General features: G+C 60.4%; 14 protein-coding genes. 3 read left to right on the forward strand and 11 right to left on the reverse strand.

Annotated features, from left to right (window positions below; all coding sequences use genetic code 11):
- The first annotated feature begins 105 nt into the window (after nucleotides 1-105).
- Genes PSH69_RS01040 through PSH69_RS01050 form a run of 3 tightly spaced genes read left to right on the forward strand, consistent with a single transcriptional unit; the run spans nucleotide 106 to nucleotide 5323 of the window.
- Nucleotides 106-1209: an efflux RND transporter periplasmic adaptor subunit gene (locus PSH69_RS01040; protein ID WP_305410774.1), complete on the forward strand. Its 1104-nt coding sequence runs from the start codon at nucleotides 106-108 to the stop codon at nucleotides 1207-1209.
- Nucleotides 1206-2273 carry an efflux RND transporter periplasmic adaptor subunit gene (locus tag PSH69_RS01045; protein ID WP_305410775.1) on the forward strand — a complete coding sequence of 356 codons (1068 nt, stop codon included), beginning with the start codon at nucleotides 1206-1208 and terminating at the stop codon, nucleotides 2271-2273. Before PSH69_RS01040 ends, PSH69_RS01045 begins: the two co-directional genes overlap by 4 nt.
- Nucleotides 2270-5323 (forward strand): efflux RND transporter permease subunit, encoded by a 3054-nt coding sequence (locus PSH69_RS01050; protein WP_305410776.1) that lies wholly within the window; start codon nucleotides 2270-2272, stop codon nucleotides 5321-5323. Before PSH69_RS01045 ends, PSH69_RS01050 begins: the two co-directional genes overlap by 4 nt.
- Before the next feature lie 108 nt (nucleotides 5324-5431).
- Here the strand turns inward: PSH69_RS01050 and PSH69_RS01055 are convergent, their stop codons facing one another.
- From PSH69_RS01055 to tcyJ, 11 genes are all read right to left on the reverse strand, one after another.
- Nucleotides 5432-6061 (reverse strand): bifunctional 2-polyprenyl-6-hydroxyphenol methylase/3-demethylubiquinol 3-O-methyltransferase UbiG, encoded by a 630-nt coding sequence (locus tag PSH69_RS01055; protein ID WP_305410777.1) that lies wholly within the window; start codon nucleotides 6059-6061, stop codon nucleotides 5432-5434.
- Nucleotides 6062-6125: 64 nt separating this feature from the next.
- Nucleotides 6126-6770: a methionine ABC transporter permease gene (locus PSH69_RS01060; RefSeq protein WP_018929342.1), complete on the reverse strand. Its 645-nt coding sequence runs from the start codon at nucleotides 6768-6770 to the stop codon at nucleotides 6126-6128.
- The gene (locus PSH69_RS01065; protein WP_305410778.1) at nucleotides 6760-7881 is read right to left on the reverse strand and encodes a methionine ABC transporter ATP-binding protein; all 1122 of its coding nucleotides are present in this window, start codon (nucleotides 7879-7881) and stop codon (nucleotides 6760-6762) included. Before PSH69_RS01065 ends, PSH69_RS01060 begins: the two co-directional genes overlap by 11 nt.
- A 2-nt stretch (nucleotides 7882-7883) precedes the next feature.
- Complete coding sequence (locus PSH69_RS01070; protein WP_305410779.1) at nucleotides 7884-8693, reverse strand: MetQ/NlpA family ABC transporter substrate-binding protein; 810 nt, start codon at nucleotides 8691-8693, stop codon at nucleotides 7884-7886.
- Between the two features lie 147 nt (nucleotides 8694-8840).
- Nucleotides 8841-10193 carry an LLM class flavin-dependent oxidoreductase gene (locus PSH69_RS01075; RefSeq protein ID WP_305410780.1) on the reverse strand — a complete coding sequence of 451 codons (1353 nt, stop codon included), beginning with the start codon at nucleotides 10191-10193 and terminating at the stop codon, nucleotides 8841-8843.
- Nucleotides 10193-11386, reverse strand: a complete 1194-nt coding sequence (locus tag PSH69_RS01080; RefSeq protein WP_305410781.1) for an SfnB family sulfur acquisition oxidoreductase — start codon at nucleotides 11384-11386, stop codon at nucleotides 10193-10195. Before PSH69_RS01080 ends, PSH69_RS01075 begins: the two co-directional genes overlap by 1 nt.
- Nucleotides 11387-11409: 23 nt before the next feature.
- On the reverse strand, nucleotides 11410-12651 hold the full coding sequence (locus PSH69_RS01085) for an SfnB family sulfur acquisition oxidoreductase (RefSeq protein WP_305410782.1): 1242 nt from the start codon (nucleotides 12649-12651) through the stop codon (nucleotides 11410-11412).
- Nucleotides 12652-12883: 232 nt separating this feature from the next.
- The gene (locus PSH69_RS01090; RefSeq protein ID WP_305410783.1) at nucleotides 12884-13648 is read right to left on the reverse strand and encodes a hypothetical protein; all 765 of its coding nucleotides are present in this window, start codon (nucleotides 13646-13648) and stop codon (nucleotides 12884-12886) included.
- A 505-nt stretch (nucleotides 13649-14153) separates the two neighbouring features.
- Nucleotides 14154-14903, reverse strand: a complete 750-nt coding sequence (tcyN, locus tag PSH69_RS01095; RefSeq protein ID WP_305410784.1) for an L-cystine ABC transporter ATP-binding protein TcyN — start codon at nucleotides 14901-14903, stop codon at nucleotides 14154-14156.
- A gap of 4 nt (nucleotides 14904-14907) precedes the next feature.
- Nucleotides 14908-15573 carry a cystine ABC transporter permease gene (gene tcyL / locus PSH69_RS01100; RefSeq protein ID WP_007939566.1) on the reverse strand — a complete coding sequence of 222 codons (666 nt, stop codon included), beginning with the start codon at nucleotides 15571-15573 and terminating at the stop codon, nucleotides 14908-14910.
- Nucleotides 15573-16367 carry a cystine ABC transporter substrate-binding protein gene (gene tcyJ, locus PSH69_RS01105; RefSeq protein WP_019581730.1) on the reverse strand — a complete coding sequence of 265 codons (795 nt, stop codon included), beginning with the start codon at nucleotides 16365-16367 and terminating at the stop codon, nucleotides 15573-15575. The genes tcyL and tcyJ overlap by 1 nt, the downstream gene beginning before the upstream one ends.
- Between the last annotated feature and the right edge of the window lie 89 nt (nucleotides 16368-16456).

A 16456-nucleotide genomic window follows, 5' to 3' on the forward strand; every position in this document is an offset into this window, starting at 1 on the left:
CCCCAGGCCATAAGGTACGTAGCAACCCCGTGCACCTGTTGAACCCTGTTCTAAGCTCACAGTCGTATCGTCACTGGCACGTACGTACAACGCAAAGGAGTCTGCATGGCGGGTCCCGGATTGAAATTAATGGTTGGCCTGAGCCTCTTCGCCTTGCTGACCGCCTGTGGCGAAAAAAAGCCCGTCGAGAAGGACCGTCCGCGAGTCTTCGTGCAAGAGGTCAAGCCAACCGATTACGCCGCCGCGGTGACACTCACCGGAGATGTCCAGGCCCGAGTTCAAACCGAGTTGTCATTCCGCGTGGGCGGCAAGATCATCCAGCGAATGGTCGATGTCGGTGACCGGGTGTCGGCCAAACAAGTGCTGGCCAGGCTTGACCCCAAAGACCTGCAAACCAATGTCGATTCGGCCCAGGCCCAGGTGGTTGCCGAACAGGCGCGGGTCAAACAGACTGCCGCCGCCTTCGTTCGCCAGCAAAAACTCCTGCCCAAGGGCTACACCAGCCAGAGCGAATACGACTCCGCCCAAGCGGCCTTGCGCAGCAGCCAGAGCGCATTGAGCGCGGCTCAAGCGCAATTGGCCAACGCCCGCGATCAACTGAGCTACACCGCGTTGATTGCCGATGCACCCGGCGTGATTACCGCGCGCCAGGCCGAAGTCGGCCAGGTGGTACAAGCCACGGTGCCGATTTTCAGCCTGGCCCGGGACGGCGAGCGTGATGCGGTGTTCAATGTTTACGAATCGCTACTGACCGAGCCGCCGTCAGACCGATCGATTGTGGTCAGCCTGCTCGATAACCCGAAAATCAAGACCACGGGTACTGTTCGCGAAGTCACGCCAGCGGTGTCCGCGCAGACTGGCACGGTGCAAGTCAAAGTCAGCCTCGACGGTCTCCCTGAAGGAATGCAGCTCGGCTCGGTGGTGAGCGCCACGGCCAAGCCAGTGGGTAAAACCGCAGTGGAACTGCCCTGGGCGGCCCTGACCAAAAATCTCAGCGACCCGGCCGTGTGGCTGGTGGACGCCGAGGGCAAGGCGCAGTTGCACACGGTCACCGTTGGCCGTTACCTGACCGGCAAAGTCATTGTCAGCGCCGGCCTCACCGGTGGCGAAAAAGTCGTCACTGCGGGCGGCCAACTGCTGCATCCGGGCGTGAAGGTGGAGATCGTCGAAAACACCTATAAGACGCCAATGACAGGAGCCCAGCCATGAAGCGCCTGTTGCTGTTGTCCGCTGCTGCACTGCTGGTCGCCTGTTCCAAGGAAGAAGCGCCGCCAGAACCGGTGCGGCCGGTGTTGTCTGTGGAAGTGAAAGCGCTCCATCAAGAGGATCTCGGCCGGTTCGCCGGCAGCATTCAGGCCCGTTACGAAAGCAATGTCGGTTTCCGGGTGCCGGGGCGTATCGCCAGCCGCAATGTCGATGTCGGCGCCGAAGTCCAGAAAGGCGCCTTGCTCGCCACCCTCGACCCCACCGATCAGCAGAACCAGTTGCGCTCGGCCCAGGGTGACCTGGCGCGTGTTCAGGCGCAGCTCATCAATGCCCAGGCCAACGCCCGGCGTCAGCAGGAGTTGTTCAATCGCGGGGTCGGTGCCCAGGCACAACTGGACATCGCCCAGACCGAACTGAAAACCACCCAGGCGTCCCTCGATCAAGCCAGGGCCGCAGTCAACCAGGCGCAGGACCAACTCAACTACGTCGAGCTGCGCACCGATCACAAAGCCATTGTCACCGCGTGGAATGCCGAAGCCGGGCAAGTGGTGACCGCCGGCCAGCAAGTGGTGACCCTGGCGCAGCCGGACATCAAGGAAGCGGTGATCGACTTGCCCGACACCCTGGTCGATGATTTGCCGGCCGACGTGGTGTTCCAGGTCGCCTCGCAGCTGGACCCGAGCATCACCAGCACCGCCATCGTGCGTGAAATCGAACCCCAGGCCCAAAGCGCGACCCGTACCCGTCGCGCCCGCCTGAGCCTGACCGATACGCCGCCGGGTTTTCACCTCGGCACGGCGATCAGCGTGACCCTCAGCTCTGAAATCAAACCACGCCTCGAACTGCCGGCGAGCGCATTGCAGGAGGTCGATGGGAAAACACGGATCTGGATCGTCGATCCACAGACGCAAACCGTTGCCCCACGGGAGGTCAGCCTGATCAGCCGGACCGACGACACAGTGGTCGTGGCCAACGGTGTGAAATCCGGCGAGCGGGTGGTCAGTGCCGGTGTGAACAGCCTCAAGCCGGGGCAGAAAGTGAGAATTGATGAGGGCAGCCCGCAATGAAAGGGAGTTTCAACTTATCCGAGTGGGCCCTCAAGCATCAGTCGTTTGTCTGGTATTTGATGTTCGTCGCGCTGTTGATGGGCGTGTTCTCCTACCTGAACCTGGGACGCGAAGAAGACCCCTCGTTCACCATCAAAACCATGGTGATCCAGACCCGTTGGCCCGGCGCGACCCAGGAAGAAACCCTCAAGCAAGTCACTGACCGGATCGAGAAAAAACTCGAAGAACTCGACTCGCTCGATTACGTGAAAAGCTACACCCGCCCCGGCGAATCAACGGTCTTCGTCAACCTGCTCGACACCACCAGCGCCAAGGACATTCCGCAAATCTGGTACCAGGTGCGCAAGAAGATCAACGACATCCGCGGCGACTTCCCGCAAGGCCTGCAAGGGCCGGGCTTCAACGATGAGTTCGGTGACGTGTTCGGTTCGGTGTATGCCTTTACCTCTGACGGCCTGTCGATGCGCCAGCTACGCGATTACGTGGAAGAGGTGCGTGCCGAAATCCGTGAAGTGCCAGGGTTGGGCAAGGTCGAAATGATCGGCGAGCAGGATGAAGTGCTGTACCTGAACTTCTCCACCCGCAAACTCGCCGCCCTCGGCATCGATCAGCGCCAGGTGGTGCAGAGCCTGCAATCACAGAATGCCGTGACCCCGGCGGGAGTGATCGAGGCCGGCCCGGAGCGGATTTCGGTGCGGACCTCGGGGCAGTTTGCCTCGGAGAAAGACCTGGCCAACGTTAACCTGAAGCTCAACGACCGCTTCTACCGCCTGGCCGACATCGCCGACATCAGCCGTGGCTATGTCGATCCTGCCACCCCGGAGTTTCGTTTCAACGGCCAGCCGGCCATCGGCCTGGCAATCGCCATGAAGAAGGGCGGCAACATCCAGGCATTTGGCAAGGCGCTGCATCTGCGTATGAACGAGCTGACGGCCGACCTGCCGGTGGGCGTTGGCGTGCACAACGTTTCCGATCAGGCCGAAGTGGTGGAAGAAGCGGTCGGCGGTTTCACCAGTGCGTTGTTCGAAGCCGTGGTGATCGTGCTGATCGTCAGCTTCGTCAGCCTTGGCGTGCGCGCCGGGCTGGTGGTGGCGTGTTCGATTCCGTTGGTGCTGGCGATGGTCTTCCTCTTCATGGAATACAGTGGCATCACCATGCAGCGGATTTCCCTCGGAGCGCTGATCATCGCCCTCGGCCTGCTGGTGGACGACGCGATGATCACGGTGGAGATGATGGTCACGCGCCTGGAAATGGGCGAAACCAAAGAACAGGCGGCGACCTTCGCCTACACCTCGACGGCGTTCCCGATGCTCACCGGCACGCTGGTTACCGTCGCCGGTTTCGTGCCGATCGGCTTGAACGCGAGCTCCGCCGGAGAGTACACCTTCACGCTGTTCGCGGTGATCGCGGTGGCCATGCTGGTGTCATGGATCGTCGCCGTGCTGTTCGCCCCGGTACTCGGTGTGCATATTCTGAGCAGCAATGTGAAACCTCACGACGCAGAGCCAGGGCGCATCGGTCGGGCGTTCAATGGCGGCCTGCTGTGGGCCATGCGCAACCGCTGGTGGGCCATCGGTATCACCGTGGCGCTGTTCGTGCTCTCGGTGTTTTCCATGCAGTTCGTGCAGAACCAGTTCTTCCCGTCCTCGGACCGCCCGGAAATCCTCGTCGACCTGAACCTGCCGCAAAACGCCTCGATCGCCGAAACCCGCAAAGCCGTGGACAAGCTCGAAGCGACGCTCAAGGGCGACCCGGACATCGTGCGCTGGAGCACCTACATCGGCGAGGGCGCGATCCGTTTCTACCTGCCCCTCGACCAGCAATTGCAGAACCCGTACTACGCGCAACTGGTGATCGTCAGCAAAGGCCTGGAGTCACGCACGGCGCTGACTGCTCGTTTGCAAAAGCGCTTGCGTGAAGACTTCGTCGGCATCGGCAGTTACGTCCAGGCCCTGGAAATGGGCCCGCCGGTGGGGCGTCCGATTCAATACAGGGTCAGCGGTAAAGACATCGATCAAGTGCGCAAGCACGCGATCGCCCTGGCCACTGAACTGGATAAAAACCCGCACATCGGCGAGATCATTTACGACTGGAACGAGCCGGGCAAAGTGCTGCGCATCGACATCGCGCAAGACAAGGCGCGGCAACTGGGGCTGTCGTCGGAAGACGTGGCGAACCTGATGAACAGCATCGTCGTCGGCTCGCCGGTGACGCAGGTCGATGACGACATCTACCTGATCGACGTGGTCGGCCGCGCTGAAGATGCCGAGCGCGGCAGCCCGGAAACCTTGCAGAACTTGCAGATCGTCACCCCCGGCGGCACTTCCATACCGCTGCTGGCGTTTGCCACGGTGCGCTACGAACTGGAGCAACCGCTGGTATGGCGTCGTGACCGCAAACCGACCATCACCATCAAGGCTGCGGTGCGCGACGAGATTCAGCCGACCGACCTGGTGAAGCAGTTGCAACCGGACATCGACAAGTTCGCCGCCGGTTTGCCGGTGGGCTACAAAGTCGCCACTGGCGGCACGGTGGAGGAAAGCGGCAAGGCCCAGGGACCGATTGCCAAGGTCGTGCCGTTGATGCTGTTTTTGATGGCGACCTTCCTGATGATCCAGTTGCACAGCGTGCAGAAGCTGTTCCTGGTGGCCAGCGTCGCGCCGCTCGGCTTGATCGGCGTGGTGCTGGCGCTGATCCCGACGGGCACGCCCATGGGCTTCGTGGCGATCCTCGGGATTCTGGCGCTGATCGGCATCATCATCCGCAATTCGGTGATTCTGGTGACCCAAATCGATTCTTTCGAGAAGAGCGGTTATACGCCGTGGGACGCGGTGGTGCAGGCTACGGAACATCGGCGTCGGCCGATTCTGTTGACGGCCGCGGCGGCGAGTATGGGGATGATCCCGATCGCCCGGGAAGTGTTCTGGGGGCCAATGGCCTACGCAATGATTGGCGGGATCATCATTGCGACGTTGCTGACGCTGCTGTTTTTGCCGGCGCTGTACGTGGCCTGGTACAAGGTTCACGAACCGAAAAAAGAATCTACGTAATGATCGCTCCCACGCTCCGCGTGGGAATGCCTCTCGGGACGCTCTGCGTCCCTGCGGCTGTGACGCAGAGCGTCACTGGCTGCATTCCCACGCGGAGCGTGGGAACGATCAGTCGGCTCGACGCCAAACACTCGCCAACCAAGGCTGCTGCTCCCGCGGCAGCCCCGCCGGCCGGTAGTAATGTTCCAGCTCCACAAACCCCGCCTCGGTCAGCATTTCCTTCCACGCCGCCAGATCGTAATACGCCCCATAACGCGGTCCGTTCCAGCCTTCCTGATTCTCGCCACGGGGATTGGAACTGAACAACACACCGCCCGGCTTCAATGCCGCGCGCAGTTGCTTCAACACCCTGGGCAACTCCTGACTCGGGACATGAAACAGCACCGCATTGGCAAAAATCCCGTCAAACCGCTCGGCTGGCAGATCGAGCTTCAGGAAGTCCTGCTGCCAGACCTCACACCCGCTGTCGTCCCGGGCCATCTGCGCAAGCTTTTCCGAACCGTCGAGCCCGATGGCGATGTGGCCCAGGCGGGTAAACGTTTTCAGGTCGCGACCGGGGCCACAGCCAAAGTCGAGAATGCTGAAGGGCGCCTCACCCTGAATATGCCGCAACAGGGCATCGATGTTCTGGCTGACATCGTGATCGCGAGTGCCTTCACGGAAGTCCTCGGCCACCGCGTTGTAATGGCCCAGGGTGGTAGAGGTGATCTGCTCCAGGTCGGCGGGAGTCTGTTTCATGGTCGGCTGCACAGAAAAAGAAAGAAGCACTGACTATAAGCGCTTTCGCACTTTTGATCTTGATTCAGCGCTTGTTCAACCCACGCGCCAACCGATCCCCGCCCAACTGAATCACCGCCACCAACACCACCAACAACACAATCACCGTCAGCATGATCTGGCTGTCAAAGCGCTGATACCCATACCGATAAGCAATATCCCCCAACCCACCGGCGCCAATCGCCCCGGCCATGGCCGACGAGTTGATCATGGTCACCAGCGTAATGGTGAAGCCGCCGACAATCCCCGGCAGCGCCTCGGGCAGCAGCACATGCCAGACGATATGCCAGCGTCGGCAACCCATCGCCTGCGCCGCTTCGATCAACCCGTGGTCGACTTCCCGCAGGCTGACTTCGGCGATGCGTGCGAAGAACGGCGTAGCGGCAATAGTCAGCGGCACCACCGCTGCCCAAACGCCATAGGTGGTGCCGACGATCAACCGGGTGAACGGAATCAGCGCCACCATCAAAATCAGAAACGGAATCGAGCGGAACAGGTTCACGAACGCGCCCAGTGCGCGGTTCAGCGCCGGTGCTTCGTAGATCCCGCCTTTGGTGCTGGTAACCAGAATCACCGCTAGCGGAATACCCACCAACAGCGCGATCAGTGACGACACGCCGACCATCAGGAAGGTGTCGATGAAGCCTTGCAGCAATCGATCAAACCACATAACCCAGCACCTCCACCTGTTGCGCCCAATGCCCGGCGCGTTGACGTAATTCCTCGGCGCCAAGGGACGAACCGGTCACCGCCAGCAGCAATTGCCCCAGCGCATGGCCCTGAATCCGTTCCACGCCCCCTTGCAGCAAACGCACACGACCACCGAGGGCGCTGAACAGCGCCGCCAGGTCTGGCTCGTCGCGGGTATTGCCAGTGAATTGCAAGCGCAGGACCACGGCAGCGTCCGAAGACTGCGGCTGTGCCTGCAAGCGGCTTTGCAGTTCGTCCGGCAGGCCGTGTTGCAGCGGTGCGAGCAAGGTCTTGCTCACTTCATGCTGCGGGTTGCCGAAGACTTCCCAGACCGGCCCTTGCTCGACGATTCGCCCGTGCTCCAGCACCACGACCCGATCACAGATATCGCGGATCACCGCCATCTCGTGAGTGATCAGCACAATGGTCAGGCCCAGTCGCTGGTTGATCTCGCGCAGCAGGCCGAGGATCGATTGGGTGGTCTCGGGGTCGAGGGCCGAAGTGGCCTCGTCGCACAGCAGAATTTCCGGGTCATGCACCAACGCACGGGCGATGCCGACACGTTGTTTCTGCCCGCCGGAAAGCTGCGCCGGATAAGCTTTGTGTTTACCTTGCAGGCCGACCAGTTCGAGCAATTCACGGACCTTCTGCTCGCGTTTTTCCTTGGGTACACCCGCGACTTTCAGCGGCAACTCGACGTTCTGCCAAACTGTCTTGGCCGACATCAGATTGAAGTGCTGGAAGATCATGCCGATGCGCCGGCGCAGCGCCACCAGGCGGTCTTCATCGAACTCGCCGATGTCCACCTGATCGATCAGCACTCGCCCGCTGCTCGGTTGTTCGAGGCGGTTGATGGTACGGATCAGAGACGACTTGCCGGCACCGCTGCGCCCGATGATGCCGAACACTTCGCCGCGTTGGATTGCCAGGTCGATACCGTGCAGGGCCGCCACCGGACCTTGCTGGCCATTGTAGGTTTTACCCAGGCCGATGAAACGCACGTGGGCGCGGTTCAGCTCGGGGTGCAGCTCGGTGCGTTCAGCACTGTGTGGCTCTGGAGTCTCCAGTCGCCGTTGGATGGCGGCCGTCATGCTCAGCTTTCCCAGCCAGCTTGATAGAGCTTGCCATGGGTCTTATCCAGCGCTGCGCGAACCGCTGGCGAGTGCTGATAGATGTCGACGAATTTGATCAGCCGTGGGTCGGTTTTGCTTTTCGGCTGGATCACGAACTGGATTACGTATTCCTTGTGATCGAGACCGTCGAACAGCAGCGCGGAGCTGGCATCGAAGGTTTTCGACAGGCGAATGTAGGCCGGATAACCCTGGACCAGATCGGCGTCGTCGTAGGCGCGTACCAGTTGCACGGCTTCGACCTGAAGGATTTTGATTTTCTTCGGGTTGGCGATGATGTCCTCTTCGGTGGCCTTGTAGCCGACGCCCGGTTTGAGGGTGATCAGGCCGGCCTTGGCCAACAGTTGCAGACCGCGACCGCTGTTGATCGGGTCGTTGGCGATGGCCACGCTGGCGCCTTCTGGCAACTCGGCGAAGCTTTTGTATTTCTTCGAATAGAGGCCGACGTTGTTGATGATGCCCGGGGCGAACGGCACCAGATCAAAGCCGGCCGCGACCTTGGCGTTTTCCAGGAACGGGATGTGCTGGAAATAGTTCACGTCGATGTCGCCCGAGGCGAGGCTGACGTTGGGAGCGATCCAGTCGCTGAATTCCACCAGTTCGACTTTCAGGCCTTGTTTGCTGGCTTCCTCTACGGCGGCCTCCAGCGGAATGGCGAAGGCGGCGGTGGTGCCGACCTTCAACGGCGCGTCGGCGGCGAAGGTGATAGAGCTGAAGAGGCCGAGGGCCAGGGCCAGTGCTTTGACTGGGTGGGAGAGGTAGGTCTTTTTCATGATGAGTTTTCCAGTCAAGTTAAGGCCGATCGTTCCCACGCTCCGCGTGGGAATGCCTCCCGGGACGCTCCGCGTCCCTGCGGCGATGACACAGAGCGTCACTGGCTGCATTCCCACGCAGAGCGTGGGAACGATCAGGGTCGGGGGTTAGTGTCGGTAGTGGGAGCCCGTGTGTTGCTCAGGCAAATGCGCGTCACGCTGAAACAGCTTTTCCCGCAGGCTGCCGTCGTCGTAAGCAGTCTTGTACGAGCCCCTGCGCTGCAATTCCGGAATCACCAGCTCAATGAAATCCACATAGCTTTCCGGGGTGACGATCCGTGTCAGGTTGAAGCCGTCGAGGCCGGTTTCGGCGATCCATGATTCCAGCTCATCGGCCACTTGCTCAGGTGAGCCGACCACGGTGATGTAGCGGCCACCGAGGGCGTGTTGTTCCAGCAGTTTGCGGCGGGTCCAGTCGTTGTTTTGCAGGTTCTTGGTGGCGGACTGGATGGCGTTGCTTTTCACGTACTGGATCGGTTCGTCGAGTTCGTATTCGGAAAAATCGATCCCGGTGGACGCCGAAAAGTGCGCCACGCCGGCCTCGGCGCTGGCGTAGCTCAAGTACTCGGCATGCTTGGCCCAGGCCAGCGCTTCGGTGGCGCCGACGATCACGTTCAAGCCCATGAACACCTTGATGTCCTCAGGCTTGCGCCCGGCCTCGACGGCGCTGGCGCGCACCTTGTCCACCTGAATCCGGGTCGCCGGTTTGTTCTGGCCGCTGATGAACACGCACTCGGCATGCCGACCGGCGAACAGCAGGCCGCGATCGGAGCTGCCAGCCTGGAACAGCACCGGCGTGCGTTGCGGCGATGGCTCGCAGAGGTGATAACCCTCGACCTGATAGAACTCGCCCTTGTGCTCGACCTTGTGCACTTTGTCCGGCTGGGCGTAGATCCGTTGCTCGCGGTCGTTGAGCACCGCGCCGTTTTCCCAGCTGCCTTCCCAGAGTTTGTAGAGCACTTGCAGGTATTCGTCGGCCTGGTCGTAGCGGCGGTCGTGTTCCACCTGTTCGCTCAGACCCATGGCTTTGGCGGCACTGTCCAGATAGCCGGTGACGATGTTCCAGCCGACCCGTCCACGACTCAGATGATCGAGGGTCGACAGGCGTCGGGCGAACAGATACGGCGGCTCGTAGGTCAGGTTGGCGGTCAGGCCGAAGCCGAGGTTCTTGGTGACCGCGGCCATGGCCGAGACCAGGAGCAGCGGGTCGTTGACCGGCAACTGGATCGACTCTTTGAGCGGCACGTCGACCGAGTTCTGGTAGACGTCGTACACGCCGACGATGTCGGCGATGAACAGACCGTCGAACAGTCCGCGCTCCAGCAACTGCGCTAGCTCAGTCCAGTACTCGATGGTTTTGTATTGGGTGGAGTTGTCCCGTGGATGGGTCCACAGACCATGGTTGATGTGCCCGATGCAGTTCATGTTGAACGCGTTGAGCAGGATCTTCTTTTTGCTCATCAAATGGTCCCCCGCAACGGCGGGTTTTCATCGTTGAGGTAGTAATTGCCCACCGCGTGATACTTCCAGCGCACCGGGTCGTGCAGGGTGTGCACCCGGGCGTTGCGCCAGTGGCGATCGAGGCCGTGCTCAATCAGGGTCGCCTGGCTACCAGCCAGTTCGAACAACGTGCTGCCGGCGGCGAGGGAGATCTCGGTGCTGATGGCCCGGGCTTCGGCAACCGCAATCGACGCGGCGGCGACGGTCTCGGCATTGGTGTCGGCCTGGGCCCGGTCGAGGAATTCGCCGGAGCGTTCCAGCAAGGCTTCGGTGGCGTGCAGACGAATGCTCAAGTGGCCGAAACTCTTGATGGTCAGCGGGTCTTCGGTGGCTGTTTCATGCGTGGCGTCGATCCACGGCCGGGTTTTGGTGCGCACGAAATGCAATGCATCTTCATAGGCTGCGCGGGCAATGCCGGTGTCGATCGCGGCGTGGAGAATCTGCGCCAATGGGCCGACAGTGGTCGGGCGTTCGAACGCGCTTTGAAACGGCACCACATCTTCGGCTGCGACGTAGACATCCTCGAACACCACCGAACCGCTGCCGGTGGTGCGCTGGCCGAAGCCGCTCCAGTCGTCGATGACCGTCAGGCCTTTGCTGTTATGCGGGACGAAGGCCAGCTGCTGCACGCCGTTTTCATCCACTACTGAGGTGGGGATGCGCTGGGCGTAAATGGCGCCGGTGGCGTAGAACTTGCGACCGTTGATGCGATAGCCGTCACCGTCGCGGGTCAGGCGGGTGACGCGGTCATGGGCGGTTTTGGTGCCCAGTTCCGCCAGTGCATTGCCGAAACGCTGGCCGGCCAGTACTTCGGCGTACAGGCGCTTTTTCTGCTCATGGCTGCCGTTCACACGGAGCACTTCGAGGGCGTAGAAATGGTTCTGCGGGATCTGCCCCAGGGAGCCGTCAGCCTGGGCGATCAACGCGATCACTTTGGCCAGGGTGACGTTGGAAACCCCGGCGCCGCCGTATTCCTTTGGCACGCTGATGCCCCAAAGGCCCGAACGGGAAAACACTTCCAGTTCCGGGTGCGGCAAACGACGTTCGCGGTCGCGCAGGGCGCTGTCGCGTTTGAAGTCGTCGGCCAGGTCACCGGCGACGATCAGGGCTTGCTCATCGCTGGTAATAACCGCGACGTTTCGAGAAAGAGACATGTGTTTCTCCAGCGATCTGGTCGTTAAATCCAGGAGTGGCGAGCCGGCAACGTGCCGTTCAAGTGATAAGCCCCAACTGCGTGATACTTCCAGCGCACCGGATCGTGCAGCGTGTGCACCCGGGCATTGCGCCAGTGGCGGTCGAGGTTGAACTCGGCGAGGGTGGCGCGGCTGCCGGCCAGTTCGAAGAGTTTTTCGCTGGCCAGCAGCGAGATCTCGGTGCTCAGCACTTTGGCTTGCGCCACGGCAATCGAGGCGCGAGCCGCGGACTCGGCGGTGAGCGGCGCGGCGTTGACCTGATCGAGCACTTGCCCGGCCTTGCGCAGCAGCGCTTCGGCGGCGTGCAGTTCGATTTTCAGCTTGCCAATATCGGCGATCACGTAGAGGTCGTCGCTGGCCCGTTCGACATTGGCGTCGATCCAGGGCCGGGCACGGGTTTTCACGAATTCGATGGCGTCATCGATAGCGCCCCGGGCGATGCCGGCGTCGATGGCTGCTTGAATCAGCTGCGATACGGCGCCCTGAGTGTTCGGGCTGTCGTTGATCCTCCAGTTATCCACCACCAGCTCGGCGTCGACCCGCACGTTGTTGAGCAAAATGGTGCCGCTGGCGGTGGTGCGCTGGCCGAAACCCGACCAGTCATCGACGATGCGCAGGCCCGGGGTGCCACGACGAACGAAGGCCAGCACTTGCTTGCCGTCGTCGTTCAGCGCCTTGACGGCCACCCAGTGGGCGAACAAGGCGCCGGTGGAGTAGAACTTCTGCCCGTTGATGACGAAGCCATCGCCGTCGGCGGTGATTCGCGCCTTGAGTTCCAGGGTATTTTTGGTACCGCGCTCAGGGCCTGCGTTACCGATCCGCCAGCCTTCGAGCACGCTTTTGAACAGCTGTTTTTTCTGCGACTCGGTGGCGCTGCCCAGTATCAGGTTGAGAATCCCGAACTGGTTCTGCGGGATCTGCCCCAGGGCCGGGTCAGCTGCGGAAATGATCGCGAAGACTTCGGCAACGGTGACGAATGAAACCTGTGGGCCGCCGTACTCACGCGGGATGGCAATGCTGCCCAGGCCGCTGCGGGTGAACTGTTCGATTTCCGACCAGGGCAACTTGCGCTGCTGGTCACGTTTGGCGGCTTGCAGGCGGGCGACTTGCGCCAGCTCTTGGGCAGCCTTGATGGCTTGTGCGTCGTTGCGCAAGACCTGCGCGGGCAACAACAATGGGGCGACGTCCAGATCACTCTGGACGATTACATCTGCCAGACTGGACATCAGTGCCGCTCCTTGGCTGCACGCAATGCCCTGGCGATTTGCACTGGGGTGATTGTGTTCCGGACCATACCTACCTCACATCTCATGAAAACGCCGCAGGTGTTGCGGCGAACGAAAAACACGAATGTCCGGTGGTCCGGTGTATATACCCTAAACGCGTATAAATAATTAATAAACTAACTTTTAGGAATATAGATAGAAGAGGTATCAGTCTCTTCCCTGCTACAGGGCCTCACCGCCTTCTGGGTTCTGCGGCTTCGAGTACTTCTTTCGGCGGCACTTTCAGGTAGGGATTGGCACAGCCGATCTTCAGTGTGCGGGCCGGTGCCCAGCGCGAGTTGTTGCCCACCCGATCGAGAATGCAGTAGGTCACTTCCAGTCGAAGATCTTCGCCGGCTTCGAGAATGATCGCCGGCGGCACCCAGACCTGAATCGGCTGCCCCACATCGCTGGCCTTGAGTTTGGGCAGGTCCATGCGCACATCGCCCCAGCGCAGGGTGATTTCGTCGTCGGCGGCCATGTTCAGGTACGGTTCGATGGTCAATGGCACGCCGCGTTTGACCTGGTTCGGGTTGACCCCCTGACGGCGAATGGTCTCGGGGATGAACACAGGCGCCAGGCTCTGGTTTTCCTCATCGCAAAGTGGGGAGGGCAGGCCACCGGGGCAATCCAGTTTGATCTGGACACGCGTCGCTGGAGATACCGCCGGCCCTTGCCCGACCTGCATGACCTTGTAATGGACGCGAGCAGAACCGTTGGCAATGAAGCTTTCCGGCACCCGCAGGCTCACCGCTTTGCCGCCATGGTCAGTCCCCAACACGCTGGAGGCCACGTAGCAGTTGTTCCAGAACAGCTCGATCAGGTCGCCTTCGTCCATGCCGGGATAGGGCGGCACGTCGATCATAAGATGAGCGGCCGAGGTGATGCTGATGCCGGCCTTGTGAGTTTGCGCCAGGGTCGGGGGTGCAAGTTCGGGTTTGTTCGAAGTGCTTGTCATGGGGTTCTCTCCTTGAAGCCTTACCGCGAAGTCCGTTTCTGAAAGATCGAAAGGCGTGAATTACCAGGCAACAAAACGATTCACTTTTTGTGTATTTGAAGAGTGATCGAGTTTGATGGAAGTCGCTTGTTGGAGACTAGATAAGAGTGCGATCGAATAGGTGTCAATAGAACTGATTGGTTAAAGTTTGGTTCTTGGGTTATTCAGAAATTTCCTACGCAGTGTAGTTAGTAAACCACATCGTGCTGTCGAATTTAGACCAATATTTGGTGGGTTTTATGCCCGGGAGGCAGCAACCCTTTGAATGACGGTGGTGACGGATTTCATGGATTTTAAGAGAGATGAATCTGTTGCAGGACATATATATATGTACCGCACGGGATGACCGGAAGTTGTTTATGATTTGGATGAATCAAATAGCTCGGGAGGGAGGGGTATGAGGTTTTTAGAAGAAGGGGGTGTCACTTCCATCCATGGAAGCTGACGGTTTTTTGAAAGGGCGCAATTAAGCGTTATTAAGAAACTTGCTGAGAAACTGCTTGGTCCGTTCTTCTTTCGGGTTGGCAAAGAGTGCCTTGGCTTCGCCCTGTTCGACGATCACACCCTTGTCGAAAAACACCACGCGGTTGGCCACGTCCCGAGCAAAACCCATCTCGTGGGTGACGATCACCATGGTGCGTTTCTCCTCGGCCAGGCCGCGGATGGTCGCCAACACTTCACCCACCAGTTCCGGGTCAAGGGCTGAGGTCGGTTCATCGAACAGAATCACTTCCGGCTCCATCGCCAGCGCCCGGGCAATCGCCACACGCTGTTGCTGACCGCCGGAGAGGCGTCGCGGGTAAGCGTCTTCCTTGCCCGCCAGGCCGACCTTGGCCAATAACTTCTTACCCAAGGCAACGGCGTCGGCCCGTGGGATTTTCTTCACCACGATCGGGCCTTCGATGACGTTTTCCAGGGCCGTACGATGGGGGAAAAGATTGAAGTTCTGGAACACGAAACCCACATGCTGGCGCAAGCGTCGTACCAGGGTCTGCTGCTGGTTCAAGGGGCGGCTGCCATCGATCTCGATGTCGCCGACCTTGATCCGGCCGCTGGTGGGTTCTTCCAGAAAATTCAGGCAACGCAGGAACGTGGTCTTGCCCGAGCCGCTGGGGCCGATGATTGCCACCACCTCGCCTTCCTTCACCTGCAGATCGATGCCGTTGAGCACCACCTGACCCTTGAACTGCTTTGTCAGTTTTTCCACGACAATCATTAGGTCAGGACTCCTGGTCGTGCCGATTGACCCGCTCTTCCAACTTGTTCTGCAGGTGCGAAAGCACCGTGGCCAGAACCCAGTAGATCAGCGCGGCGGCAAGATACATGGTGAAAATTTCGAAGGTACGGGCGGTGATCAGCTGCGCCTGGCGGAACAGCTCCGGCACCTGAATGGTGGCTGCCAGCGCGGTGTCCTTGACCAGCGAGATGAAGCTGTTGCCCAACGGTGGCAGGGCCGTGCGCATCGCTTGCGGCAGAATGGCCCGGCGCAGGGTTTGCGCGCGGGTCATGCCGATACTGGCCGCGGCTTCCCATTGGCCGCGCTCGATGGAGCTGATCGCGGCACGCAGGATTTCGCAGGCGTAGGCCGCCATGTTCAGCGAGAAGCCGATCAGGGCTGCCGGCAGCGGATCAAGTTCGATGCCCAATTGCGGCAAGCCGTAATAGATCACGAACAGTTGCACCAGCAACGGCGTGCCGCGAAAGAACGACACGTAGATGCGGGAAATCCAGCTCACCAGTTTGAAGCGCGACAGGCGCATCAACGCCAGGCCGAAGCCCATCAGCAGGCCGAAGAACATTCCGCCCAGGCTCAGGATGACCGTGTAATACGCGCCCTTGAGCAGAAAGGGCGCGGAGTCCAGCGCGAGTTGGAAAGCTTCTCCCATTATTGAGTGACGTCAGCGCTGAAGTATTTTTCCGAAAGCTTTTTCAGCGTACCGTCGGCACGCAGCTTGTCGATGGCTTTGTTCACCGCGGCCAGCAGTTCAGGCTCGCCTTTGCGCAGGGCAATACCGGCTTCCTGGCGGGAGAACGCTTCGCCGGCAGCGGCAGTGTCCTTGGCCTTTCTGGCGTATTCCAGCGCGGCCAGGCGGTCGATCAGAATGGCGTCGATGCGGCCGACGCGCAGATCCTGGAACTTGCTCGGGTCGTCTTCGTAGGTGCGGACGTCAGCCTTAGGCACATTCTCTTTCACCCACTGCTCGTAGTTGGTGCCCAGGCCTACGCCGACTTTCTTGCCGGCCAGATCGGCCGCGGTCTTGATGGTGTCTTTGTTTTTGGTCAGGGTCAGCGCTTGAATCCCGGAAACGGTATACGGCTCGGAGAAGTCGTACTTCTTCTTGCGCTCTTCGGTGATGGTCACCTGGTTGATCACCGCGTCCAGACGCTTGGATTCCAGGGCCGCGAGGATGCCTTCCCATTTGGTCGGCTGCAGTTTGACCTTCACGCCCAGCTCTTTGGCCAGGGCTTCGGAGAACTCGACTTCGAAGCCGCTCAGCTTGCCGGCCTCGTCGACGAAGCTGAACGGTGGATAAGTGCCCTCCAGGCCGACGTTGATCACGCCCGCGTCCTTGATCTTTTGAAGTTGCTCTCCGGCAACCGCTTGCCCGAGCAGGCCGGCGCTCAGCGCCAGGCCCAACGAGCCCACCAGCAGATTTCTACGTAGTGCGGAAAAATTCATGACAAGCCCCTGTGTTTTCTTATGAAGACGCTTAAGGAAAGTTGGCAAATTCGGGATTTGAACGACTGCGATATCCTGCCCTAAAGCAG

The organism is Pseudomonas sp. FP1740 (assembly GCF_030687165.1).
Taxonomy (GTDB): Bacteria; Pseudomonadota; Gammaproteobacteria; order Pseudomonadales; family Pseudomonadaceae; genus Aquipseudomonas.